Source organism: Pseudomonas sp. Leaf129 (assembly GCF_001423465.1).
Taxonomy (GTDB): domain Bacteria; phylum Pseudomonadota; class Gammaproteobacteria; order Pseudomonadales; family Pseudomonadaceae; genus Aquipseudomonas; species Aquipseudomonas coleopterorum.
This window is the reverse complement of record NZ_LMOC01000010.1, coordinates 202,006-228,190: the sequence shown is the minus strand read 5'-3', so window position 1 is coordinate 228,190 and position 26,185 is coordinate 202,006. Positions and strand designations below refer to the sequence as shown.

General features: G+C 57.9%; 17 protein-coding genes and 3 pseudogenes. 6 read left to right on the top strand and 14 right to left on the bottom strand.

Annotated elements, in window-relative coordinates; translation table 11 throughout:
• Nucleotides 1–743: 743 nt before the first annotated feature.
• From ASF66_RS19710 to ASF66_RS22975, 5 genes and pseudogenes are all read left to right on the top strand, one after another.
• Nucleotides 744–1,705, top strand: a pseudogene (locus ASF66_RS19710) (AMP-binding protein); the annotation flags it as partial.
• 1 nt (nt 1,706) lies between these two features.
• Nucleotides 1,707–5,036, top strand: a pseudogene (locus ASF66_RS22985) (condensation domain-containing protein); the annotation flags it as partial.
• A 1-nt stretch (nt 5,037) separates the two neighbouring features.
• On the top strand, nt 5,038–10,161 hold a 5,124-nt coding region (locus ASF66_RS22980; protein ID WP_236707129.1), incomplete at its 5' end, for a non-ribosomal peptide synthetase.
• 154 nt (nt 10,162–10,315) lie between these two features.
• Nucleotides 10,316–11,524, top strand: a complete 1,209-nt coding sequence (locus ASF66_RS19700; protein ID WP_056845035.1) for an MFS transporter — start codon at nt 10,316–10,318, stop codon at nt 11,522–11,524.
• Between the two features lie 196 nt (nt 11,525–11,720).
• Nucleotides 11,721–11,930 (top strand): annotated as a pseudogene (locus ASF66_RS22975) (IS5/IS1182 family transposase); the annotation flags it as partial.
• Here ASF66_RS22975 and cysN read toward each other — a convergent pair.
• The 3 genes from cysN to ASF66_RS19685 all read right to left on the bottom strand — a co-directional run bounded on the left by cysN (nt 11,927) and on the right by ASF66_RS19685 (nt 15,733).
• Nucleotides 11,927–13,825, bottom strand: coding sequence for a sulfate adenylyltransferase subunit CysN (gene cysN, locus ASF66_RS19695; protein ID WP_056845034.1), 1,899 nt, complete (start codon nt 13,823–13,825; stop codon nt 11,927–11,929). The pseudogene ASF66_RS22975 and the gene cysN overlap by 4 nt on opposite strands.
• Nucleotides 13,826–13,839: 14 nt before the next feature.
• Complete coding sequence (cysD, locus tag ASF66_RS19690; RefSeq protein WP_056845033.1) at nt 13,840–14,757, bottom strand: sulfate adenylyltransferase subunit CysD; 918 nt, start codon at nt 14,755–14,757, stop codon at nt 13,840–13,842.
• A 217-nt stretch (nt 14,758–14,974) separates the two neighbouring features.
• Nucleotides 14,975–15,733 carry a Nif3-like dinuclear metal center hexameric protein gene (locus ASF66_RS19685; protein ID WP_056845032.1) on the bottom strand — a complete coding sequence of 253 codons (759 nt, stop codon included), beginning with the start codon at nt 15,731–15,733 and terminating at the stop codon, nt 14,975–14,977.
• A 114-nt stretch (nt 15,734–15,847) separates the two neighbouring features.
• Between ASF66_RS19685 and algW the strand changes: the two genes are divergently transcribed.
• Nucleotides 15,848–17,011, top strand: a complete 1,164-nt coding sequence (gene algW / locus ASF66_RS19680) for a Do family serine endopeptidase AlgW (protein WP_056845031.1) — start codon at nt 15,848–15,850, stop codon at nt 17,009–17,011.
• A gap of 208 nt (nt 17,012–17,219) precedes the next feature.
• On the opposite strand, the gene ASF66_RS22225 is transcribed toward algW, so the two are convergent.
• From ASF66_RS22225 to ASF66_RS19635, 11 genes are all read right to left on the bottom strand, one after another.
• Nucleotides 17,220–17,939 carry a pyridoxal-phosphate dependent enzyme gene (locus ASF66_RS22225; protein WP_236707135.1) on the bottom strand — a complete coding sequence of 240 codons (720 nt, stop codon included), beginning with the start codon at nt 17,937–17,939 and terminating at the stop codon, nt 17,220–17,222.
• Between the two features lie 187 nt (nt 17,940–18,126).
• The gene (locus tag ASF66_RS19670; protein WP_056845029.1) at nt 18,127–19,320 is read right to left on the bottom strand and encodes an MFS transporter; all 1,194 of its coding nucleotides are present in this window, start codon (nt 19,318–19,320) and stop codon (nt 18,127–18,129) included.
• Nucleotides 19,321–19,377: 57 nt separating this feature from the next.
• Entirely contained in the window at nt 19,378–19,845 is a 468-nt protein-coding gene (locus ASF66_RS22220) for a serine O-acetyltransferase (RefSeq protein ID WP_236707134.1), read from the bottom strand.
• 96 nt (nt 19,846–19,941) lie between these two features.
• Nucleotides 19,942–20,109, bottom strand: coding sequence for a hypothetical protein (locus ASF66_RS22565; protein ID WP_156463231.1), 168 nt, complete (start codon nt 20,107–20,109; stop codon nt 19,942–19,944).
• Nucleotides 20,110–20,375: 266 nt separating this feature from the next.
• Nucleotides 20,376–21,419: a histidinol-phosphate transaminase gene (gene hisC, locus ASF66_RS19665; protein ID WP_056845028.1), complete on the bottom strand. Its 1,044-nt coding sequence runs from the start codon at nt 21,417–21,419 to the stop codon at nt 20,376–20,378.
• A gap of 2 nt (nt 21,420–21,421) precedes the next feature.
• Nucleotides 21,422–22,750 carry a histidinol dehydrogenase gene (gene hisD / locus ASF66_RS19660; RefSeq protein ID WP_056845027.1) on the bottom strand — a complete coding sequence of 443 codons (1,329 nt, stop codon included), beginning with the start codon at nt 22,748–22,750 and terminating at the stop codon, nt 21,422–21,424.
• 125 nt (nt 22,751–22,875) lie between these two features.
• Nucleotides 22,876–23,511, bottom strand: a complete 636-nt coding sequence (gene hisG / locus ASF66_RS19655; protein WP_043186752.1) for an ATP phosphoribosyltransferase — start codon at nt 23,509–23,511, stop codon at nt 22,876–22,878.
• Nucleotides 23,512–23,580: 69 nt separating this feature from the next.
• The gene (gene murA / locus ASF66_RS19650; RefSeq protein ID WP_043186747.1) at nt 23,581–24,846 is read right to left on the bottom strand and encodes a UDP-N-acetylglucosamine 1-carboxyvinyltransferase; all 1,266 of its coding nucleotides are present in this window, start codon (nt 24,844–24,846) and stop codon (nt 23,581–23,583) included.
• Between the two features lie 22 nt (nt 24,847–24,868).
• Nucleotides 24,869–25,108, bottom strand: coding sequence for a BolA family protein (locus ASF66_RS19645; protein WP_043186744.1), 240 nt, complete (start codon nt 25,106–25,108; stop codon nt 24,869–24,871).
• Between the two features lie 113 nt (nt 25,109–25,221).
• A complete protein-coding gene (locus ASF66_RS19640) occupies nt 25,222–25,524 on the bottom strand; it encodes an STAS domain-containing protein (RefSeq protein WP_056845026.1) in 303 nt (100 codons plus the stop codon).
• A complete protein-coding gene (locus ASF66_RS19635) occupies nt 25,524–26,177 on the bottom strand; it encodes an MlaC/ttg2D family ABC transporter substrate-binding protein (RefSeq protein ID WP_049860589.1) in 654 nt (217 codons plus the stop codon). Before ASF66_RS19635 ends, ASF66_RS19640 begins: the two co-directional genes overlap by 1 nt.
• Nucleotides 26,178–26,185 lie beyond the last annotated feature (8 nt).

The following is a 26,185-nucleotide window of genomic DNA, read 5'->3' as shown; positions in this document are numbered from 1 at the left end:
AGGGATCGCTGCAAAGTGCCATCAGAACCATACAGATTATCTTTGAAGTAACAGCATATTTCCGTGAAAAACCGCTTGCCGTACAGAGATGGCTCTACCCCGGGGGTTTGCGCACTCGGCAATTGCAGGCACAGTAAGTAACGACACTCGAGATACATAGAAACACAGTACAGATGAGAGGATATGCTTGACACATTATATTTCATTTTTTAGCAAAACAATCTGCGGAAGCTTAACTTCGCAGGGTGCTCAGATCATCTCTAAAGCCGCCGTTCCAATCGCGGGAAACGTGGCTTGCACGTAGTACGTGAGTTTTTGACCGGCATTGACTTTCATGTGCCAGTGGCGGACTCTTGGTTCCGATGGGTTTCGTAGCTGTAATCCGATCAAAATTTTTTCCTGAGGAATCTTAAAGATTTTTGTGGACCTCTAACGCAGAAAAGAAATGTCATAGCTTATCTGACCACGGATATTCTTGTGGACAAGCGAAAGTAATTCAGCTTTTAGCTGCAACCTGCCTGATGCTTACTAAAGGCGTGGATTTGGCAATGTGTGACGGCACTAGCTATATGAGTCGGCAAATACGCTCGACTCATATGATAGCTAGTGATTAGTTGAAACATTCGCCACTCTGCTGCTCATTAGTTGAGGCTTATGGCAGATGGGAGTCATGGAAAACACTCCCAAATTTGCACTCATCTCATGTAAGTGCAACCAATCGACAGAAGTGACCTTCTTCACGCATGGAGCCAAAGATGCACGACCAAGTTACGTCTGAGCATTCTGTTAATGTGTGTATTCATCAGCTATTCGAGGCGCAGGTTGCGCGCAGCCCTGAGGCAACAGCACTGGTCTTTGAGGGCGAGATGCTCAGCTATCGCGAACTCAACGCTAGGTCTAATCGGTTGGCGCATCAACTAATTGCTTTGGGCGTCAGGCCTGACCAGCGAGTAGCCATTTGTGTCGAGTGTTCCCCGGCGATGATAGTTGGTCTGATGGCGATCCTCAAGGCGGGCGGCGCCTATGTGCCGCTTGACCCGGCGAACTCGGGGGAGCGGCTAGCGTTCATTCTTGGCGATACGGCCCCGGTGTTGGTGCTGGCTGATGCGGCCGGGCGCCATGCGCTCGGGGCTGCTTTGCAGGCTTATACCGTCCTCGACCCCCGAGATGTCCACGCTAAAGCGGACGCCAATCCTGGAGTCATCGGCCTTGCCCCCAGCCACCTTGCCTACATCATCTACACCTCAGGTTCAACCGGTCAACCCAAAGGAGTCATGGTCGAGCATGCGCAGGTGGCGCGCCTTTTCGACACCACACATCCATCGTTCGGTTTCAAGGCCAGTGACATTTGGTGCCTGTTCCACTCTTTCGCCTTCGACTTCTCGGTATGGGAACTGTGGGGCGCTCTTCGTTATGGCGGCACGTTGGTGCTGGTTCCGCGTGCCATTACCCGTTCACCGAAAGCGTTCTACCAGCTGATTTGTGAGCAAGGCGTCACCGTCCTGAACCAGACCCCGAGCGCTTTCACAGCCTTGATGGAATACGTACGACCGTCATCGGACCGGCTGCGCTATGTCATTTTTGGTGGCGAAGCGCTGCAACCGTCCACCCTGCGCCACTGGTATGACGTGCGTGGCGAATCTGCCCCGCAACTGGTGAACATGTACGGGATCACGGAAACCACGGTTCACGTCACCTATTACCTNAGACCGGCTGCGCTATGTCATTTTTGGTGGCGAAGCGCTGCAACCGTCCACCCTGCGCCACTGGTATGACGTGCGTGGCGAATCTGCCCCGCAACTGGTGAACATGTACGGGATCACGGAAACCACGGTTCACGTCACCTATTACCTGCTGACTTTATCCGATGCGCAACAAGCCGACAGCGTGATAGGTCAATGTCTGCCGGACCTGAATCTCTATCTTCTGGACGCGCATGGTCAGCCTGTTCCGATGGGGGAAGTGGGTGAAATGTATGTCGGAGGCGCCGGTGTGGCGCGCGGCTATCTGAACCGCCCCGAGCTGACGGCAGAGCGTTTCCTGCACGATCCCTTCGCTGGTAAACCTGAAGCGCGGATGTACAAAACAGGGGACCTGGCCCGTTATCTTCCGAACGGCAGTCTGGCGTTTCTAGGCCGCAATGACGACCAGGTGAAGATCCGCGGTTTCCGGATTGAGCTGGGAGAGATTGCGGCTAAATTGGCCGAGCATCCCTCCATCCGCGAGGCGGTGGTAGTGGCGCAAGGCGAGGAGATCGACAAGCGCCTGCTTGCTTATATTTTGACTCAGTCCGGGGTCCAGGACGCATCGATAGCCTCTGAAGCTGGCTTGGTGCTGGCGGGAACACTGCTTGATTACCTTCGCAACCGTTTACCCGACTACATGGTGCCGTCTGCCTTTGTGCAGATGGAAAGCTTCCCCCTGACGGCCAACGGCAAGCTTGATCGCAACGCTTTGCCTGATCCGCAGAAGGACGCTTTTGCCCGTGAGGCCTATGAGGCGCCGCTGGGCGAGATAGAGGTCCTCCTTGCCGGGATCTGGTCTGAACTGCTTGGCGTTGAACAGGTCGGTCGCCATGACAACTTCTTCGCCCTTGGGGGACATTCGCTCACGGCCGTGCGGCTGGTCAGTCGCATAGCAGCTTTTGGGGCTGAATTGCCGCTTGCAATCTTGTTCGCCTCTCCAACCCTCATGGATGTGGCTCTGGCAATTGAAGCCCGGCTTGACGCTGGCGCTGTGGCGCGCTCATCAATCCGGCCCCTCTCTCGCGATGAGCCCTTGCCGCTGTCCTTCGCTCAGCAGCGACTATGGTTCTTGGCGCAACTCGACAGTGGGATCAGCGACGCCTATCACATCCCCTTGGCGTTGAGATTGCGTGGTCAGATGAACATGACGGTCTTGCAGCAGGCCCTTGATGCACTTTGGTCGCGCCATGAGGTATTGCGCTCGGTCTTTGTCACCCAAGAGGACGAGGTCGAAGTGCGTCTGCTGCCCAGCGACCAAGGCTTGCCACTGCGCGAGATTGATCTTGGGGGGGACGCAGAAACCGAGCTTGCAAGGCTCTGCACCGAAGAGGCTCGGGCGCCCTTTGATCTCGCAGCAGGCCCGCTGATTCGGGCTAGCCTGATCCAGGTGCCTGACGCCACATCCGCTGAGGAGCAAGTATTGCTACTCACACAACACCACATCGTCGCGGATGGCTGGTCGCTCGGCATACTTTTGCGTGAGCTGAGTGCGCTGTACTCGGCGTTCAGCAACCATCAGGCCAGTCCATTGCCGCCACTGGCAATCCAGTATCCGGACTATGCCGCCTGGCAGCGCCAATGGCTGTCGGGAGAGCGCTTGAACGAGCAGGCGGCGTACTGGAAACAGGCACTGGCCGATACGCCAACGCTGCTCGACCTGCCAACAGACCGACGTCGACCTGAGCGACAATCCCTTATGGGTGCCTTTGTGCCGATCAAATTTAGCGTAGAACTGACTACGGCCCTCAAGCGCTTCAGTCAGCAGCAGGGTGTCACGCTATTCGTGACCGTGTTGTCTGCCTGGGCGGCAGTACTGTCACGCCTGTCAGGGCAGGACGATATTGTAATCGGTGTACCAAGTGCCAACCGGGGCCATTGCGACATCGAGCCGCTGATAGGCTTCTTCGTCAACACATTGGCACTGCGGATTGACCTTGGCGACAACCCCAGCGTTGCCGACCTTATTGCGCGGGTGCGCGAGCGGGCACTCAAGGCCCAGGATAATCAGGATCTGCCGTTCGAGCAGGTGGTAGAGATAATCCAGCCGCCTAGACGTTTGAGCCATACACCACTGTTTCAGGTCGTATTTGCCTGGCAAAACTACGATGCAGGCCAATGGGCCTTGCCCGGTCTTGAAGCCAGCCCGGTGGGTTCTGGCTATGAAGTAAGCCGGTTCGACCTGGAGCTGAACCTGACCGAGGCGGGCGATCAAATCGTGGGGGCTGTCAGCTATGCGACGGCGTTGTTTGATGCTGCCACGATAGAACGCCATGTGGGTTATTTGAAGACTGCACTTGCCGAGATGACCCGGGATGCCCGCCAGACTGTCGCTAAAATAGACCTGCTTGATGTGTCTGAGCGCACTTTGTTGCTCAAGACATGGAACTCGATGGATGAATTCTGCACGGCTCATCTGTGTATCCATCAGCTATTCGAGGAGCGGGCTGCACACAATCCTGAGGCAACGGCACTGGTCTTTGAGGGCGAGTTGCTCAGCTATGGCGAGCTCAACGCCAGGGCTAATCGGTTGGCGCATCGGCTGATTGCCTTTGGCGTCAAGCCTGACCAGCGAGTGGCGATCTGTGTCGAGCGCTCTGCTGCAATGGTTGTTGGCATGATGGCGATCCTCAAGGCGGGTGGCGCCTATGTGCCGCTCGATCCGGAGTATCCGGGCGAGCGACTGACGTTCATTCTTGGCGATACGGATCCGGCTCTGGTGCTGGCTGATGCGGCCGGGCGCCGTGCGCTCGGGAACGCTTTGCAGGCACAAACCTCACTTGATCCCAATGAGGCCCACGCTGAAGCGTTGATCGGGGCCGACGCTAACCCTGAAGTTCCAGGTCTTACCCCTAAAAATCTCGCATATATCATCTACACCTCGGGTTCTACCGGACAGCCCAAAGGGGTAATGATCGAGCATGCTCAGGTGGTGCGCCTGTTCGACACTACACGCGCCGACTTTGGTTTTGGGGCCAGTGACGTCTGGTGCCTGTTCCACTCTTTCGCTTTCGACTTCTCGGTCTGGGAACTGTGGGGCGCCCTTCGTTATGGCGGCACGTTGGTGCTGGTTCCGCATGCCATTACCCGTTCACCGAACGCGTTCTACCAGCTGATTTGTGAGCAAGGCGTCACCGTACTGAACCAGACCCCGAGCGCCTTCACAGCCTTGATGAAATACGTACGACCGTCAACAGACCGGCTGCGCTATGTCATTTTTGGTGGCGAAGCGCTGCAACCGTCCACCCTGCGCCACTGGTATGACGTGCGTGGCGAATCTGCCCCGCAACTGGTNGACCGGCTGCGCTATGTCATTTTTGGTGGCGAAGCGCTGCAACCGTCCACCCTGCGCCACTGGTATGACGTGCGTGGCGAATCTGCCCCGCAACTGGTGAACATGTACGGGATCACGGAAACCACGGTTCACGTCACCTATTACCCGCTGACTTCATCCGATGCGGGACAAGACCATAGCGTGATCGGTCAGCGTCTGCCGGATTTGAGTCTCTACCTTCTCGATACGTTCGGCCAGCCCGTTCCGATGGGAGCTGCAGGTGAAATGTACGTCAGCGGTGCCGGTGTGGCGCGTGGATATCTGAACCGCCCCGAACTGACAGCAGAGCGTTTCCTGCACGATCCCTTCGCTGGTAAACCTGACGCGCGAATGTATAAAACGGGGGATCTGGCCCGTTATCTTCCGAACGGCAATCTGGCGTATCTGGGTCGCAATGACGACCAAATCAAGATCCGCGGCTTCCGGGTTGAATTGGGTGAAATTGCGGCCCGATTGGCCGAGCATCGCTCCATACGTGAGGCGGTGGTGGTGGCACAAGGCGAGGAGGCCGACAAGCGCCTGGTTGCTTACGTGGTGGCGCAGTCCGAAGTTCAGGACACGCCGCAGGACTCCGAGGCTGGCTTGGCGCTAGCTGGGGCGCTGCGTGATTATCTGAGCAGCCGTTTACCCGACTACATGGTGCCGTCCGCCTTTGTGCGGATGGAAAGCTTACCGCTGACGGGCAATGGCAAGCTTGATAGGCGGGCGTTGCCAATTCCAGAGGGTGATGCTTTTGACCATGCGCTCTACGAGGCGCCGTTGGGCGAGATTGAGGTAACCCTTGCCTGGATATGGTCAGAGCTCCTTGGCGTTGAACACGTTGGTCGCCATGACAACTTCTTTGCCCTGGGCGGCCACTCGCTTCTGGCGGTACGGCTGATCGAGCGGCTGCGCCGCCAAGGCTTGAGCCTTGCGGTGCGTAATCTGTTTCAGACGCCGGTGTTGTCGGTGCTAGCCAGCACTGTTGGCCAACAAAGCGAGGTGATGGTGCCGCCCAATCTGATCAAGCCCGAGACGTGCAAAATCACGCCCGACCTGTTGCCGCTGATCGATCTCGGCCAATCGGACATTGATGTGATCGTTTCACAGGTACCTGGGGGAGCAGCCAACATCCAGGATATCTATGCGCTCTCACCCATGCAGGACGGCATCCTGTTCCACCACATGTTGGCAAAGGAGGGTGACCCCTATTTGCTGGTCGCACAGATGGCCTTTGCTGATCGTGAAACACTAGAACGCTACCTCTGCGCCGTTCAACAGGTCGTAGACCGTCACGACATTTTGCGTACCGCCTTTGTTTGGGGTGGATTGTCTCGCGCCGCACAGGTTGTCTGGCGACAGGCTCCACTCTCAGTCACTGATGTAGTTCTTGATCTGGCGGACGGCCCCACCACTGAGCAGCTTTCCCGGCGCTTTGATTCATGTCGGCACCGGATTGACCTGACCCAAGCGCCGGTGCTGCGCTTTATCGTTGCCCATGACCCTGTCGCAAGCCGCTTCATTGTGACGCAACTGCAGCATCATTTGATTGACGATGCTTCTTCATTGCAGTTTTTTTATAACGAAGTGCAGGCTTTCCTCGCCAATCGCGGGGAGAAGCTGCTGCCGCCTCAACCGTTCCGAAACCTGATCGGGCAGGTGCGGTTGGGTAGAAGCGCGTCGGAACATGAACGTTTTTTCAGGTCTATGCTGGCTGACATAGAAGAGCCCACACTGCCCTTTGGATTGGCGGAAGTGCATCTGGACGGCGCGCAGGTGGGCCAGACTCACCGCATGATCTCCGCCGAACTCAATGATCGGCTGCGAGTGCAGGCGAGGCGATTGAAGGTGAGTCTCGCCAGTGTGTGTCACGTTGCTTTTGCGCAAGTGCTGGCGCGCACTAGCGGCCAAGAAAAGATCGTGTTTGGTACAGTGCTGTTTGGCCGCATGCAAGCGGGCCACGGTTCAGATCGGGCCATGGGCATGTTCATCAACACGCTGCCGATCCGACTTGACTCTGGCGGCGTTGATACCGCTGAGAGTGTCCAGCAGGCTCATTCCCGTCTGGCTGAGTTGCTCGCCCACGAGCATGCCTCGCTTGCCCTGGCACAAAGGTGCAGTGGGGTCGCTACAGGCACACCGCTGTTCAGCGCATTGCTCAACTATCGGCACAATGATCTTGCGGGTGCGAACAACATTGTCCAGACCATTGGGCAAATGCCGGGTGTTGAATTCTTGAGTGAACAAGAGCGGACCAATTATCCGCTTACATTGTCCGTTGAGGATTTCGGTCACTCCCTCGGGTTGACGACCCAAGTGGTCACGCCGTTCGATTCTGATCGTGTGTGTAGCTATATGGAAGAGGCGCTGCACAGTCTAGCGCAGACCTTGGAGAACTCGCCGCACCGCCCGGTTCGACAGGTGAACGTCTTGCCTGCGTGTGAACGCACATTGTTGCTCGAGACGTGGAATGCGACGGACGCATCCAGCCCGGATCATCTATGCATTCATCATTTGTTTGAGGCGCAAGTGGCGCGCACTCCCGAGGCAACGGCGCTGATCTTTGAGGGCGAGGCGCTCACTTACGGTGAGCTCAATGCCAGGGCCAATCGACTGGCACATCGGCTGGTTGAATGGGGCGTTAGGCCAGACCAACGGGTGGCGATCTGTGTCGAACGCTCTACTGCGATGGTTATTAGTGTTATGGCGATCCTGAAATCGGGCGGCGCCTATGTGCCGCTTGACCCAGCTTATCCCGGAGATCGACTGGCTTACATTCTTGCCGATGCGGCGCCGGCCCTAGTACTGGCCGATGCGGCCGGGCGGCGGGTGCTGGGTGAGGCGTTGCAGCTCTATACCGTGCTTGATCCCAATGAAATCTTGACGAGCGCTGATGCTAATTTCCAGCTCCCCGGCCTGACACCCCGCAACCTCGCTTATGTGATCTATACCTCGGGTTCAACCGGCCAACCTAAGGGGATAATGATTGAACACCGTGGATTAATCGCATCGACATTAGCAAGAACCACGGCCTATAAGCCAAGTATCGACGTTGTATTTCTGCTGCTGTCATCCATGGCGTTTGACAGTTCCGTAGCAGGCATTTTTGGAACGTTAACAACCGGTGGTACCTTGTGTTTACCAGGCAGCGAAGCCGTCGTAGATCCACACGTCATCAGCCGCCTATTGATTGAAAACAACGTAACCTCAGTGCTGCTGGTGCCATCTCTCGCAAAAGTGGTTTTGCCGAAAGTCGCCCAACTTGGATATGGAAAACTGCGTCAGGTGATCATGGCAGGTGAAGTGTGTCCTGCCAAGCTGATCCAGGAACTGGCCTCAGCATTTACTGCGGTTGAGTTATTCAATGAGTATGGTCCGACGGAGGCGACAGTCTGGGCGGCGGTCCATCGCTGTTCCTCTGATGATGTTGATCCGGTTCCGATAGGCCGTCCGATTTCAAACACACGAATTTACCTTCTGGACGCACGTGGCGAGCCTGTTCCGCTGGGTGCGGTGGGTGAGATGTACATCGGGGGCATGGGTGTTGCGCGTGGGTATCTGAACCTTGCCGAACTGACGAATAAGCGCTTCTTGCTCGATCCATTTGCCGGCAAGCTTGACGCACGTATGTATAAGACGGGGGACCTGGCCCGTTACCTCCCGAACGGAAACCTAGTGTTTCTGGGCCGCAATGACGACCAGATCAAGATCCGTGGCTTGCGAATTGAGTTGGGTGAAATCTTGACCAGACTGACCGAGCATCCCTCTATCTGCGAGGCGGTTGTAGAGGTGCAGGGCGTAAAGCCCGACAATAGACTGGTCGCCTACGTAGTGGCTAAGCCAGGTGACGCGGGAAAGGATGCCGTTATACCTACGGCCGACCGGGAGGTAGGTATACCGCTTGCAGGACGACTGCGTGATTACCTGAGTGAACGTCTACCCGACTTCATGGTGCCGTCTGCCTTTGTGCTGATTGAAAGTTTGCCACTAACCCCAAATGGCAAGCTTGATCGGCGGGCATTGCCTGCTCCTGAAGGCGAAGCCTTTGCCCATGCGGCGTATGAGGCGCCGCAAGGTGAGACCGAGACGATACTGGCAGCGATTTGGTCAGAATTGCTCGGGCTTGAGCAGGTGGGTCGCCATGACAACTTCTTCGCCATCGGCGGCCATTCGCTCATGGCTGTCCAACTGATGCAGGACGTCAGGAGTTATGGTTTGGAGTGTTTGTTGAGCGACATTTTTGAACACCCGCGATTGGCTAACCTTGCCAATCAGATCGCACAGTCCCCTGTGTTTAACCCGCAGATCGGCGCAATCACCGTGCGCGCTGGTGGGACTGAGCCCACGGTCTTTTTCGTGCCCTCGGGATTGGCCGATTACTCGTATGTTATTTCGCTGGCCCAACAAATTCGCGCTAGCTGCCCGATCCATGTATTGCCGTGGTCAGCCATCGGTAACCCTCCGCCTCATTCGATAGAGAATATGGCCGAAAGAATGATACCGCTCATCCAGGCGATCCAGCCTGAAGGGCCTTATCGCATTGCGGGGTATTCCTCTGGAGGGATTCTCGCTTATGCCATCGCCCATGCGCTTATATGCACAGAGGCCAACGTTGAATTTTTAGGACTTATTGATATTCCTGCGCCGCATAAGTTACTTTATAAAAAACAGAATATCAATCACTACTTTATTGAGCATGTTAAGGCAACAGCTTCCGAGTCAGAAAGACATAAATTTAATGTATTAAATTCGGATGACGATCTTGCTGAGCTGATTAAAAAAGCACAGAACCTGGGAGACTATGAGTTAAACGCAGACATATCGCTGGAAACAGCAAAATGGCAAGCTATTTATCATTTCTCGCAGATTGCCGGCTCCTATAAGCCTTCCCCGTTGACGGTCGACCTTCATCACTTCTACGCGGCTGATCGTGAGCGCACTTCTCTGCCGCGGGTTGATATGGTAAGCGGGTGGAGAGAACTTTTGCCTGATTTGGCTATGAGATCGGTTGCTATTCCAGGCGGGCATACCTCCATAATGGAGGACGCCAGTAACCGTAGGCACTTGGCTGAAGCATTTAATCGAGCGCTTTATAAGAGGTTATAATTAGGCTTTTCTCACGCCTGCAAACAAGTGGGCTTGTACCTGCCCACTTGTATACTTATTCAAATAACCAATTAGGCGCAGATTTCGCGCGCTATTTGTCTGCACCGCATTCTGCGGGCTATCCATCACCGTCAAATTATAAAACGGGGGAATCATGGCAAATCCTTACCGCAAACTTTTCACCACCCCAGGCGTCATGGGATTAGTGATTACCGGGTCCATTGCCCGTCTGCCACAGGCAATGATCGGCATCGGCATCATTACTATGCTGGTGCAGCAGACGGGCCTTTATTGGCTGGCGGGCTCAGTCGCCGGTACTTTTACCTTGGCGAATGCGCTTATCGGTCCGCAAGTATCGAAGCTGGTTGATCGGCGGGGCCAACGTCGGGTTTTGCCCTTTGTGACGACCTTCAGCGTTGGCATGTTGCTCGCGCTGATCATTGCCGTCTACATGAAAGCTCCCGCTACACTGCTGTTTATTCTTGCGGCATTGGCGGGCATGATGCCGAGCATGCCCGCCATGATAAGAGCACGCTGGACGCAGCTTTTCCGTGGTAAGCCACAGTTACACACTGCCTTCTCTCTAGATACGGTTCTAACTGAACTCGCCTTTATCATCGGGCCACCACTTGCCATTGGTTTGAGCGTCAGCTTTTTCGCTGAAGCCGGACCACTTGTAGCCGTCTTGTTGCTGGTTGTCGGCGTGACGGCTTTTCTTATGCAGCGGCAGACAGAACCGAAAGTAGTCGTAGGCATGGAAAGGAGCGCAAGCTCGACCCTTGTTATCCCCGGCGTTCGTACCATCGTGCTGGCGCTCTTGGCGATGGGTGTGATTGGCGGATCAATCGACGTGGCGGTTGTTGCCTTCGCGAACGCGCAAGACTGGCCGGCGTCTGCCAGTTTCATCCTGGCAGCCTACGCGCTCGGCTCGATGATCGCAGGCTTGACGTTCGGCGCTTTAAGGATTTCCCTGCCGATTGAAAAACAGTTCTTCATCGGGGTCCTGATAACGGCAGTCACTGCCGTGCTGCCCATTTTGTCACCGGATGTCTACACCCTTTCCGGGATGCTGTTTGTGGCAGGTATGTCATTTGCGCCAACGATGGTCGTCGTCATGAATCTCGGCACGATCATTGTTCCACCGTCTAGAATCACCGAAGGACTTACGTGGATGACGACAGGAATCAGCATCGGCGTAGCGCTTGGGGGCGTATTAGCGGGCCTGGTCATCGACGTCTATGGCGGGCAGGCAGGGTTCGGTGTCGCGATTGCCGCGGGCCTGTCCATGGTAGTAATCGTGCTGTTGGGGATGCGTACACTTCGTGCCACGTCTGCTATCTGTGCCGAGCCGAAAGTCCGGTGATCAGCACTCTGGACTTTGTCGGGGGCATCAATCTGCCGGCAACCGGCAAGCCCGCCCCCCCCCAAAAAAAGCAACCTGAGATCTGGATGCCGATTTTTTCACTGAAACCCACCGCAGCGGGCGCCCGCGAGTCGGTGATCGCCTTAGGCTCAACGGCGACCTTTGGATGCTTTGCTCTGGTACCGCATGGTGGAACATGCAACGCAAACCCAAGACAAGCTTGGCCAGACTGTTTGATCGCCCCAGATCCCGACAGCGCAATATTACCGAGCGCATTTTCAGGTAGTTGAAAGAAAATCGCCGCGTCGTTGCTCGCTTCTACAAGCTCGCAACAAGTTTTGCGGCGATGGTCTCATTGGCCAGTGCCATGAGAGATTTGCGACGATATTTTTCGCACAGACCCTAGATAGCCCCACGCGACCGCAGCAACTCCAGCACCTGCTTGACCCCTTCATCCACCGACGAGGCCTGGGTGTCGATCACCAGATCGGCATTCAACGGCACATCGTACGGGAAGGACTCGCCCGGGATGTTGTCTTGGTCCGCAGCGTACAGGCCCTGAGGGTCGCGTTCGCGGCACACCAGGGGTGAGGCCTGGACGTAGACCGTCAGCAGCCGATCGGCACCGATCAGGTCACGCGCCTGCTCACGGCCGGCCGCATCAGGCGCCACGAAGGCGGCCAGGGTCACCAGTCCTGCTTCGTTGAACTGGCGCGCCACGTGAGCGGCACGACGCCAGTTTTCGGTACGTCCAGCGCGGTCCTGTGGCAGACCTTTGTTCAGGTCATGCCGCAGGTTCTGGCCATCGAGCACGAACACTGCGCGGCCCATGTCGAACAGCTTGCGCTCGACGGCGTAGGCCAGTGTGCTCTTGCCCGCGCCCGACAGACCGCTGAACAGCACGGTAGCCGGTTGCTGACCGAAGCGCTGGGCACGCTCCTCGGTGGTCACGTGGGCGGAACGACCGTGGGACTTGCCGCCCTGGGTGGCGGCTGCCGGTGCGATGATCATGCCAGCGCCGACGGTGCCGTTGGTGAGGCGGTCGATGATGATGAAGGCGCCGGTGGTGCGGTTGCTGTCGTAACCGTCCAGAGCGATGGCGCTGTCAAGCGACACCTTGACCTTGCCGATCTCGTTGAGCTGCAGCGCACTTGCCGGGCCTTCGGCCAGGGTGTTGACATCGACCTTGTGCACGATGCTGGCGATCGAGCCCGGCACGTAGCTGGTGGCACGCTTGATGTCGTACTTCTTGCCCGGCAGCATCGGCTCTTCGGCCATCCACACCAGCATCGCTTCGAAGCTGTCGGAGACGGTCGGCACGTTGGCGGCATGCACCAGCAAGTCGCCACGGGAGATGTCGATCTCGTCTTCCATGGTCAGGGTCACGGCCTGGCCGGGACCGGCGTGCTCCAGCTCACCCTCGAAGGTGACGATGGACTTGACCCGGCTGCTCTTGCCCGAAGGCAACACCACTACTTCGTCGCCCTTGTGCACGATACCGCTGGCCAGGGTGCCGGCGAAGCCGCGGAAGTTCAGGTTCGGTCGGTTGACGTACTGAACCGGGAAACGCAGGTCGTCGAAGTTGCGATCGGCCGCCACTTCCACGGTTTCCAGAATTTCCATCAGGGTCTGGCCGGTGTACCACGGCGATTGCTCGCTGCGGTTGACCACGTTGTCGCCCTTGAGCGCCGACATCGGCACGAAGGCCAATGTGGTCGGCTGCAGGCCGATGGCTTCGGCGAACTTGAGGTAGTCGGCCTTGATCTGCTCGAACACGCCCTCATCGAAGCCCTTGAGGTCCATCTTGTTGATGGCCACAACGATGTGCTTGATGCCCAGCAGGGACGCGATGTAGCTGTGCCGGCGGGTCTGGGTCTGCACGCCGTAGCGGGCATCGACGAGGATGATCGCCAGGTCGCAGGTGGACGCGCCGGTGGCCATGTTGCGCGTGTACTGCTCATGGCCCGGGGTGTCGGCGATGATGAACTTGCGCTTGGCCGTGGAGAAATAGCGGTAGGCGACATCGATGGTGATGCCCTGCTCGCGCTCGGCCTGCAGGCCGTCGACCAGCAGCGCCAGGTCGACTTCTTCACCCGTGGTGCCGGATTTCTTCGAGTCGCGGGTGATCGCTTCCAGGTGATCTTCGTAGATCATCTTGGAATCGTGCAACAGGCGCCCGATCAGGGTGCTCTTGCCGTCGTCGACGTTGCCGCAGGTAAGGAAGCGCAGCAGTTCCTTGCGTTCGTGCTGGGCCAGGTAGGCGAGGATGTCCTCGCTGATCAATTCGGATTGGTGCGACATGTTCTGACCCTGCTTTAGAAGTAGCCCTGACGTTTCTTGTCTTCCATGGAACCGGCGCCATCGTGATCGATGACCCGACCCTGGCGCTCGGACGTTCGCGTCAGGAGCATTTCCTGAATGATGTCGGTGAGGCTTTCGGCCTCGGACTCCACCGCGCCCGTCAACGGGTAGCAGCCAAGGGTACGGAAACGCACTTTCTTCTTGACGATGCTGGCCTTCTCTTCCTCGCTGAGGTGCTCGAGGATGCGGTCATCGTCGATCATGATCAGCGTGCCGTTCTTCTCGATCACTTCGCGTTCGGCGGCGAAGTACAGCGGCACGATCGGGATGCCTTCCAGGTAGATGTACTGCCAGATGTCGAGCTCGGTCCAGTTCGACAGAGGGAACACACGGATCGATTCGCCCTTGTTGACCTTGCCGTTGTAGACGTTCCACAGCTCTGGGCGCTGGTTCTTCGGGTCCCAGCGATGCTTGCTGTCACGGAACGAGTAGACCCGCTCCTTGGCCCGCGACTTTTCTTCGTCGCGGCGCGCGCCCCCAAAGGCGGCGTCGAAGCCGTGCTTGTCCAGCGCCTGCTTGAGGCCCTGGGTCTTCATGATGTCGGTGTGCTTGGAGCTGCCGTGGGTGAAGGGGTTGATGCCCTGCGCCACGCCTTCGGGATTGACGTGTACCAGCAGGTCCAGGCCCAGCTCCTCGACCATGCGGTCGCGGAATTTGTACATCTCCTGGAACTTCCACTGGGTGTCGACGTGCATCACCGGGAACGGCAGCTTGCCGGGGAAGAAGGCCTTGCGCGCCAGATGCAGCATCACGGCCGAGTCTTTGCCGATGGAATACAACATCACCGGGTTATCGAACTCAGCGGCCACCTCACGAATGATGTGGATGCTTTCCGCCTCCAGCTGTTTCAGATGCGTCAGTTTGTCGACCATGGCTACTCACGGAATACAGTCTTTATGGACGGCCTGCGGGCCGTGTTCGAGCCGGGCACTTTAACACGGCGTATGGGTGGGTCGTGGGAGGTGGTTAGATCGAAGGGGTATATGAATATGCCTTGTGGTTTGGAGGTTCCGGCATGGCTCCCCCCCCTTCGCGGTCACAATGTAGGAGCGGGTCTCTGCCCGCGAATCGGGCACTACGATCCAGCTATCAGATGGGATTGGAACAGTCGATGAACACATGCTCGAGCGCAAAGCGCCGTGCCAGGTAATCGCCCAGCGCCTGGACCCCATAGCGTTCGGTAGCATGATGCCCGGCGGCGATGAAGCTGATGTCGTTCTCGCGCGCGCTGTGAAAAGTCTGCTCGGACGCCTCGCTACTGATGTACAGGTCGACACCGGCCGCAATCGCACGGTCGATGTAGCCCTGCCCGCCACCGGTGCACCAGCCCACGCGCCGGATCTTTTCGCTGCCTTCGATCAGCAACGGCTCACGGCCCAGCACTTCCTGCACGCGGCGAGCGAAGTCGCGCGGGTGCATCGGTTCAGGCAATGAGCCGATCAGCCCCACCACGCGGCTGTCGGCCGGGTCCAGCGGACCTTCCACCGTGAGCTCCAGCTGCCGCGCCAGCTGCACGTTGTTGCCCACTTCGGCGTGCACATCCAGCGGCAGGTGATAGGCCAACAGGCTGATGTCGTGCCTGAGCAACGTCTTCAGACGTCGCTGTTTCATGCCCACCACGCAGGGGTTCTCGCCCTTCCAGAAATAGCCATGATGCACCAGCACCAGATCGGCCTTGGCTTCCACCGCGGCATCGAGCAACGCCTGGCTTGCCGTGACCCCGCTGACGATACGCATGACCTGCGGGCGCCCTTCCACCTGCAAACCATTGGGACAGTAATCCTGGATCTTCGCGCTGCCCAGATAACGGTCGGCTTCTTCGACCAACGTGTTCAGTGCCACAGCCATAAAAGTCTCCACAAAGGCAGTTCAGCGCGGCGCAAGCGCCCGTATAATGCCGGCCATTATGGCGCCGCTGCGCGTCGAAGAAATAGCCCCTCGCTCCCTTCCAGGATTGTCCCCATGTTCAAGGCCTTGCGCTTCTTTGGTTGGCCGCTGTTGACCGGCATATTGATTGCCCTGCTGGTTATCCTGCGCTTTCCGCAATGGGTGGGCCTGCCCAGCCAGGACGTCAACCTGCAGCAGGCGCCGCAAAGCGCCAGCGTCATCCAGGGTCCGGTGTCCTACGCCGACGCCGTGGCCATTGCCGCCCCCGCCGTGGCGAATCTCTACACCACCAAAGCGGTCAACAAGGGCGCTCACCCGCTGTTCGAAGATCCGCAGTTCCGCCGCTTCTTCGGCGACAACCTGCCCAAGCAGCGGCGCTGGGAATCGAGCCTGGGCTCGGCGGTGATCATGAGCCCGGAAGGCTACCTGCTCACCAACAACCACGTGACCGCAGGTGCCGACCAGATCGTGGTGGCCCTCAAGGACGGACGTGAAACCCTCGCCCGGGTGATCGGCAGCGATCCGGAGACGGACCTGGCAGTGCTCAAGATCGACCTGAAGAACGTTGCGGCCATCACCATCGGGCGCTCCGACGGCATCCGCATCGGCGATGTCGCCCTGGCCATCGGTAACCCGTTCGGGGTCGGCCAGACGGTAACCATGGGCATCATCAGCGCCACCGGCCGCAACCAGCTGGGCCTCAACACCTACGAAGATTTCATCCAGACCGATGCGGCGATCAACCCCGGCAACTCCGGCGGCGCCCTGGTGGATGCCAACGGCAACCTGACCGGCATCAACACGGCGATCTTCTCAAAGTCCGGGGGTTCGCAGGGCATCGGCTTCGCCATCCCGACCAAGCTGGCGCTGGAGGTGATGAAGTCGATCATCGAACATGGCCAGGTGATTCGTGGCTGGCTGGGCATTGAAGTGCAGCCGATGACCGAGGAGCTGGCCGAGTCGTTCGGTATCAAGGACCGACCAGGCATCGTGGTGGCAGGCGTCTTCCAGGGCGGCCCGGCACAGAAAGCCGGTTTGCAACTGGGCGACGTCATCCTCAGCATCAATGGCGAGGCGGCCGGCGATGGACGTCGGTCGATGAATCAGGTGGCCCGCACCAAGCCCGGCGACCGGATCGCCATCCAGGTGATGCGCAAGGGCAAGGAAATCACCTTGAACGCCGAAGTGGGCCTGCGCCCGCCACCGGCACCGGCGGCGGTGAAAAAGGAAGAGAACTAACGATTGTGGGGTGAAGCAAGAATCTGTGTTTACCTGCTCCTCTTTCTAACCTTCTTCAGAAAGAGGGGCCTGGATAAAGCGCCCCGGTCAGCACGGATCTTCGCCTACCTAGAAATAGGATAGAACCAGCACCGGCTTCCCTATTTCCAATAGAAAAACAGGCACTTCTGGAAAAGCACTAAGCGCTCCAACGAGAGCCTATAGGTTTCTACGACGCCAGATTACTAAATGTGGCTGTTATATCTGAATACCAATAACCCCCGTCATAAGCGATGCACGCAACGAGCGTGTCTCTGTGGTCAACTTTACGATGCAAGCGCCGAGCCACTGCCAGGCATCCTGCGGAGCTGTTACCGATGTAAATCCCTCGCTGGGCATATGCCCACCGCTGGGTGTCGATCATCTCTTCTATGGTCACTTTTTGAACGGAATACACCAGCCTCCAGTCCAGGAAGGGCGGAGCAACACCTACCGACATACCTTCTAGCCGATGATCCCTAAACTCACCTAAACGGGTATCACACTCTTGTGGCTCTACCAAATGAGCCTGGATTGTGAATCCGCTCCCAGACAACGCACGACAAACGCCGGTGAAGCTGGCCCCTGTACCAGCGCATCCGATGAACAGTATGTTTTGAGCATTGCTGATAGCTCGAATCTGATCTGCAAGCTCTCGTCCCGTTTCTATCTGGTGAGCCTCCAAGCCCAAAGCATTGCTAAACTGATCGGTATAAAAATATTGTTTACTGCCGCAGTCTCGGTGACTGAGATAGTGATCAACTACCTCAGAAGGCGTTGCCCCATTCACCAGCATATCATGACCAATTAGTTTTGCCCCGAGACCAGCGAGCAGTTCTTTTTTTCTTGCGCTATAACCCAGCCCTATTGCCAACTCTACCTGTACCCCATAACGCTGGCATGCTGCCAGGAGGCCGAACCCGAAATTACCGCCCGTTTTTTTTCAATGACGGTTGTCCGGCCAGGTACAATGCGGCCTGAACCTATGGCAGACTCGACTATATGGCGCGCCGCTCTATATTTATGGCTTCCTCCCGGATTATTCATTTCCAACTTCATGAGAAGCCCCGGACACATCATCAAACTTTGGCTGAGCGTCATCTCACCACCTGCTTCTTGGCCGCGGTTCGACGTATAGCTGTAACAAAATAAGCGATGAGTGCCAACATGAGCATCGCCATACCAGCGTTGGTACCGCTCCACCCTACCATGGCGAGTAGCAGGCCTGGAAGAAACGCCCCAGCAGTCGCCATAACGGCGATAACCAGGTCATTGACACCTTGGACCTTGATGGCCTCTCTGTTGCCTTCAAGTCGAAGGGCAAGCATCGCGCCTCCTGCCACATAGGTAAAGTTCCAACCCACACCTAACACAACCAATGCGATCAATATGGAAGCCTGCGATAGGTAAAGAAAATTGATCATGGCGGACGTTGCCAATAGCACTAGTCCTAGCAACACCATCCGATTGACACCCATTCGGGCAATCAGATATCCAGTGATGAAGGAAGGCGCAAACATAGCGAACACGTGCCACTGAACAGCTACACCGATGACCTGAAAATGCGTATGCATAGCCGCCATCTGCAACGAGGCTTGGATCATGAGCAAATTCATGAGCCCATACCCCATTGCCGCAACAATGATAGGCGGCGCAAGATCCCAGTCAAAACTGTTTCGAAGGGGCGCAGGTATCGCGCTATTGGCTGAATGTTTCATCTCAGCTATTGGCGTCATCTGATTGATAGTGGCGGATATGACCGCCAGCAGCACAAAAAAACCGTAGCACAGGGCGAAGTCGCTGAAGTCGCCCACGGAACGAAGCGAAGTCGCCACCCATGGACCAATAAAGGCTGCCACAACTCCTCCGGCAACGACCAAGGAAATAGCCTTTGCCTTCAGTGCGGCACTGAGACCATCGGTTGCGGCAAATCGATTGAAGTTTGCGAAGGCAATGTACCCTCCTAGTGCGGCGTGAGCAACCATGAGCCAATAAAAGCTACCCGTCTGCAGGGCATAAAAGCCAGTGATTCCAGACACGGCTAGCGCCAAACTGCCTAAATGAAAACCAGCACGGCGGCCGTAGACGCTCATAAATTTCGATGCTGGGTAGGTCGCTAACATAAGAGAAAAAAACTGCATGCCATAGGGTAACGTTGACCACGCCGGGGAGGGAGCGAGTTGAGCGCCTATCACGGCCGCCATTGTCACTGACATAACGGCGGCCGTAAGATTGGCAGACTGGGCTATGAAATAAAGATATGTTTTTACTGGAAGCCTATTAAAACTCATACATATTCCTTTTCTTATAATTTTATTTATGGCTTTTCTGATAATACAGTCGCCAGCTCAAGACCTAGTGCTGCGCTTTATCGACCTCACTACATTTTTGGTACCATCGAGCGTTACACGGTGTTGAGCCGGGACATCCTCCGAGATAAGGCAATGTGCACCAATCACCGTATCATCCCCAACCGAAACCGGACCTAAGACGCTTGCAAACGCACCTACTTGAACACGATCGCCCAGCGTCGGATGGCGCGAGCAGGGCGGATTATTACTAATGCTCCGCGCTCCCAAAACGACGCCGACCAAGATATAGCAGTCATGTCCGATTTTCGTTGTTTCTCCTATGACTGTGCCATACCCATGATCAAGAACAAAACGATTACCAATCTCACACCTGAAGTGAATTTCAGCCCCTGACAAGAGCTTTCCTCGCCGACCAAGCAACCCTGCATAAACAACAGCACTCGCTGAGTCAGCTGAAGCTAACGGCAGCTTATAAATATAATTCGCCAATCGGTAGTGCAACACTGCTGCGTAAGAAGTGTAAGTTCTCGCTATAAATTCAAGGTTACGTTGAGAGGCTGGATCTTTCGACGCGAACGCTTTCAAGTCTTCATAGGCGGCTTATATAACAAAACCTAAATCTTGCCTCCTTAATATCTCAATAGCATCTTCTTTAGCAATGCATTCGAGCACAGCCGCTTTCAGAAACTGCTCTACCGTGCACCGGGCAAGCCTGTGCTGCTCAGCTGTGAACGTGAGTTTTAGCGATTCTTGTTGTTGTATATCCATTGGATGTGCTCCGCAAAGCGCTCAAGAAGTTGTGCAGCTTGCACAACACAGGCTCAAAGAGGAATTTTGAATTGTTTCCTTATGCGAAGGTACAGGTACCCTACCCACGCCTCATGGCCAAGGACAATGACAAGGAACAGAGATCCCGGTTTCGGGGTCGGCTGGAGATAGATGTCAGTTTAAAACGGATCGCTGAGGTCGCGTTACCGTCCTATGGCCCCTCCTTTCCGGAGGGGGCCAGGGACAACGCAGAGCCTCTGCGTGGCTTACAGCGCGTCGAGCAACGCCTGGTTCTGGTCTGGCGTGCCGATGCTGATGCGCAGGAATTGCGCGATGCGTTCCTGCTTGAAGTGCCGCACGATCACGCCCTTCTCGCGCAAGCGGGCGGCGATGGCTGCAGCGTCCTGGTCGGGGTGGCGGGCGAAGATGAAGTTGGCCGCCGAGGGCAGTACCTCGAATCCCCTTTCATTCAGCCCTTGCACCAGTTTCTCGCGACTGGCGATCACTTTGGCGCAGGTCTCTTCGAAGTAAGCCTTGTCGGCAAACGCCGCAGCAGCGCCGGCGACCGCCACTCGGTCGATCGGATAGGAGTTGAAGCTGTTCTTGATACGCTCCAACGCTTCGATCAGGTCCGGGTGGCCTACCGCGAGCCCTACCCGCAGGCCGGCCAGCGAACGGGATTTGGACACGGTCTGGGTGACCAACAGGTTCGGATAGCGGTCGACCAGGGTGATCGCGGTTTCACCGCCGAAATCGACGTAGGCTTCATCCACCACCACCACCGAGTCCGGGCTGGCCTGGACGATCTGCTCGACCGCTTCGAGCGGCAACAGGCAGCCAGTGGGAGCGTTCGGGTTGGGGAAGATGATCCCGGCATTGGGCTTGGCATAGTCTTGCGCACGAATCTGGAACTGGTCATCCAGCGGCACGGCCTCGAAGGGAATGCCATACAAACCGCAATAGACCGGATAGAAGCTGTAGCTGATGTCCGGAAACAGCAGCGGTTGGTCATGCTGGAACAAGCCGTGGAAGATATGCGCCAGCACCTCGTCCGAGCCGTTGCCCAGAAACACCTGGTTGGTCTGCACACCGTAATAGTCCGCCACGGCCTGCTTGAGCAGATCGCTGTTGGGGTCCGGGTACAGGCGCAGCGCATCGCTCAACTCGGCGCGCATGGCCTCGATCGCCTTGGGCGATGGGCCGTAGGGGTTTTCGTTGGTATTGAGCTTGACCAGGTTGGCGACCTTGGGTTGCTCGCCGGGCACGTAGGGCACCAAGTCCTTGACGAAAGGGCTCCAGAATTTGCTCATGCTCACTCCCCTTTGGCCAGATCGGATTGAATACGGTATTCGGCGCTGCGAGCATGGGCGCTCAGGGATTCACCCCGAGCCAGTACCGAAGCGGTCTTGCCCAGTTCGGAAGCGCCCTGCTCGGAGCAGAAGATGATCGACGAACGTTTCTGGAAGTCATAGACCCCCAAGGGCGAGGAAAAGCGCGCCGTGCCGGACGTCGGCAGCACATGGTTGGGACCTGCGCAGTAGTCGCCCAGCGCTTCACTGGTGTGACGACCCATGAAGATGGCACCGGCGTGACGGATCTGCGGCAGCCAGGCCTGAGGATCTTCGACCGACAACTCCAGGTGCTCCGGCGCGATGCGGTTGGCCACTTCGATGGCCTGCTGCATGTCGCGGACCTTGATCAACGCGCCACGGCCGTTGATCGAGGTATTGATGATCTCGGCACGCTCCATGGTCGGCAGCAGCTTGTCGATGCTGGCCGCGACCTTGTCGAGGAACTCCGCATCGGGGCTGACCAGAATCGCCTGGGCGTCTTCGTCGTGTTCGGCCTGGGAGAACAGATCCATGGCGATCCAGTCCGGATCGGTGCCGCCGTCGCAGACCACGAGAATCTCGGAGGGACCTGCGATCATGTCGATCCCGACCTGGCCGAACACATGGCGCTTGGCCGTCGCCACATAGATGTTGCCAGGGCCGACCACCTTGTCCACCCGCGGCACGCTTTCAGTGCCGTAGGCCAGGGCCGCAACGGCCTGGGCGCCGCCGATGGTGAACACGCGGTCGACCCCGGCGATGCAGGCCGCTGCCAGTACCAGTTCGTTGACCTCGCCTCGCGGCGTGGGCACGACCATGACCACTTCGGTCACGCCCGCCACCTTCGCCGGAATGGCGTTCATCAGCACTGACGAGGGGTACGACGCCTTGCCGCCAGGCACATACAGGCCGGCGCGATCCAGTGGCGTCACTTTCTGGCCGAGCACAGTGCCATCGGCTTCGGTATAGCTCCAGGAGTCCTGCTTCTGCTTTTCGTGATACAGGCGCACCCGCTCGGCGGCGGTTTCAAGCGCTTCGCGCTGGGCCTCGGTGATGCGCGTGAGCGCCAGTTCCAGGCGCTCGCGCGGCAGGATCAGGTCGGCCATCGACGCCACCTGCAGACCATCGAAGCGCTCGGTGAACTCGACCAGCGCAGCATCGCCCCGCTCGCGCACGGCCTTGATGATGTCCAGCACCCGCTGATTGACCGAATCATCGGACACACTTTCCCAGCTCAACAGATGGTCCAGATGGCGGGCGAAGTCCGGATCAGTGGCATCGAGTCGGCGAATAGCAGTGGAAGCGGTCATGGCGGGCCTCAAATAATGGCAATTGCTCAAGCGCCGATAGATTACCAATCGATCCACATGGGCACTTGAGTTATTTGGCTATGATGCGGATAGACGGGCGCGGGTTGCGAGCCCGCGCGGGAAAGTCAGCCGCGGTGTCGCGACTCCACTGCCTTGCGCAGCGTGTCGATCAACGCCTGGATGCGGGCGTGCTGCATCTTCATGGAGGCTTTGTTCACCACCAGCCGGGAGCTGATGTGGGCGATCAATTCCTGAGGTTCCAGGCCATTGGCGCGCAGGGTGTTGCCGGTGTCGACGACATCGATGATCTTGTCGGCCAGGCCAACCAGCGGTGCCAGCTCCATGGAGCCGTACAGCTTGATGATATCGACCTGACGACCCTGCTCGGCATAGTAACGCTTGGCAACGTTGACGAACTTGGTGGCGACGCGCAGACGACCCGTGGGCTCGGCGGCACCGATGGCCCCCGCCGTCATCAGCTTGCACTGGGCAATCTGCAGATCCAGCGGCTCGTACAGGCCCTGGCCGCTGTATTCGAGCAGGACATCCTTGCCGGCAACGCCCAGGTCGGCAGCACCGTGTTCAACATAGGTCGGCACATCGGTGGCGCGCACGATCAGCAGGCGCACATCGTCCTGGGTCGTGGGAATGATCAGCTTGCGGCTCTTGTCCGGGTTTTCGGTGGGCACGATGCCCGCCTCAGCCAGAAGCGGCAATGTATCGTCAAGAATGCGGCCTTTGGACAACGCAATGGTCAACATGGGAAACGTCAGTCCTTACAGGAAAGTTTCTGGCAACGCCCGGGCGCATCCCTGCGCCCGGCTCGCTTATCAGCCCGGTACGCGACGGATCTTGGCGCCCAGCATCTGCAGTTTTTCTTCGATGCACTCGTAGCCACGGTCGATGTGGTAGATGCGGTCGATCAGGGTATCGCCTTCAGCCGTCAGCGCGGAAATCACCAGGCTGGCCGAAGCCCGCAGGTCGGTAGCCATGACGGGCGCGCCCTTGAGCTTTTCGGCACCGGTGACGATGGCTGTGTTGCCTTCCACCTGGATCTGCGCGCCCATGCGGTGCATTTCGTACACGTGCATGAAGCGGTTCTCGAAAATGGTCTCGATCACGGCGCCCGTGCCTTCGGCAATGGCATTGAGCGAGATGAACTGCGCCTGCATGTCGGTGGGGAACGCAGGGTATGGCGCGGTACGGACGTTGACTGCCTTGGGCCGCTTGCCGTGCATGTTCAGTTCGATCCAGTCGGCGCCCGTGGTGATCTCGGCACCCGCTTCGCGGAGCTTCTCCAACACCGCTTCGAGGATGGTCGGATCGGTGTCCTTGACCTTGACCCGGCCGCCGGTGCAGGCCGCAGCCACCAGGTAGGTGCCGGTCTCGATGCGATCGGGCATGACCTTGTAGGTCGCCGAGTGCAGACGCTTGACGCCATCGATGGTGATGGTGTCGGTGCCCGCGCCCTGGACATTGCCGCCCATGGCGTTGATGAAGTTGGCCAGGTCGACCACTTCCGGCTCGCGCGCAGCGTTCTGCAGCACGCTGCGGCCGTTGGCCAGCGCCGCGGCCATCATGATGTTCTCGGTACCGGTCACGCTGACGGTATCGAAGAAGAAGTTGGCACCGCGCAGACCGCCCTCGGGGGCCTTGGCCTTGATGTAGCCGGCTTCCACGTCGATCACGGCGCCCATGGCTTCCAGACCACGGATGTGGAGGTCGACCGGACGCGAGCCGATCGCGCAACCGCCGGGCAACGCCACTTCGGCCTCACCGAAACGGGCGACCATCGGGCCCAGCACCAGGATCGAGGCGCGCATGGTCTTGACCAGTTCGTACGGCGCAACCAGGGTCTTGATGGTGCGCGGATCGATCTCCACCGCCAGCTTCTCGTCGATCACCGGCTCGATGCCCATGCGGCCGAACAGCTCGATCATGGTGGTGATGTCGTGCAGGTGCGGCAGATTGGCGACCGTCACCGGCCCATCGGCCAGCAAGGTAGCGGCCAGGATCGGCAAGGCGGAGTTCTTCGCCCCGGAAATGCGGATTTCGCCATCAAGGCGAACGCCGCCAGTAATAATCAGTTTGTCCATTGGAGTCTCGACGCGGGGTGGCTCAGGAACGCTCAGCCCAGGCTGCGCTGCTGAAGAATTTCATGGTGATCGCATGGATGCTGCCATCGGCGATCCATGGGTTCAAATGAGCATAGATCTGTTGCTGGCGCTTGACCGGACTGAGCGCAGTCAGCTCGTCACTGATCACGTTCAACTGGAAATTACAGCCTTCGCCTTCGACTTCCACCTGCACTCCGGGCAGTTTGGATTCAAGGAAACCCTTCACTTCTACAGCCTGCATGCTCAACCTCGATCGGCGCCCTGTGCGCGCGGGTCGGCCATCATACAAAAAAGCCCTCCGACTGCGAACCCCGGATTCACGGGATCAGGTCAGAGAGCTGTTACGACGGCCAATCAATTCTGTGAAAAGAAGTCGCTCATGCCAGTGACCTGAGCGATCTGACGCATGTCGTGCGGCAATGCCTGAATCCGCACGCTCTTGCCAGCGGCCTGCGCATCGCGCATGAAGCCCAGCAGCAGGGACAGGCCCACGCTGCTCGACTTTTCCACGCCGGTGCAGTCGATGATCAGCGCAGGGGCATGGCTGGACTGGATCAATGCCTGCCCCTGCTTGCGCAGGGCCGCACCGCAGCGGTAATCCAGCACACCGGCCAAGCTCAGCTGATCGCCCGACAGTTCGACACGACCTTGTTCCATTACTGCGCGCTCGTCGGTGCAGCTTTGTCGGTCACTTCCTTGGCCTTGGCGACTTCGCCAGCCCAACCATCGATGGTCTTGTCCAGGTCGTTGCCGTTACGCTGCATGCTGTCGGCGAACTGATCGCGGAACAGCTTGCCGATGTTGATGCCGTTGATGATGACGTTACGCACCTTCCACTCGTTGTTCAGGTTCTCCAGCGTGTAGGACACCGGATACACCGCCCCGCCCGTGCCTTTGACCTGCATGTCGACGCTGGTGCGCGTACCGCTTTCGTCCTTGGCCGGACCCACGGTGATGCCCTGGTTGTTGTACTCGAGCAAGGCGTTACCGTAGAACTGCATCAAGCTGCGCTTGAAGTTTTCCTGGAACCGGGCCATCTGCGCAGGGGTAGCCTTGCGCGAGTACTTCACGGTCATGATGCTGCGCGAAATGCCATCGGCGTCGACCACGGGACCGACGATAGTGTTGAGCGCGTCATAGAACGCCTGCGGATTGCTGCGGTAGGTGTCGCGGTTCTTTTCCAGATCCGACAGCAGTCGGTCGGTGACGCCCTGCACCACCTGATGTGCGGACACCGCAGGCGCTGCATTGGCCCACATCGGCAGCAGAGCCACCAGAACCAGCAGGCTGCGTCGCATGATCGAAAACATGGATAACT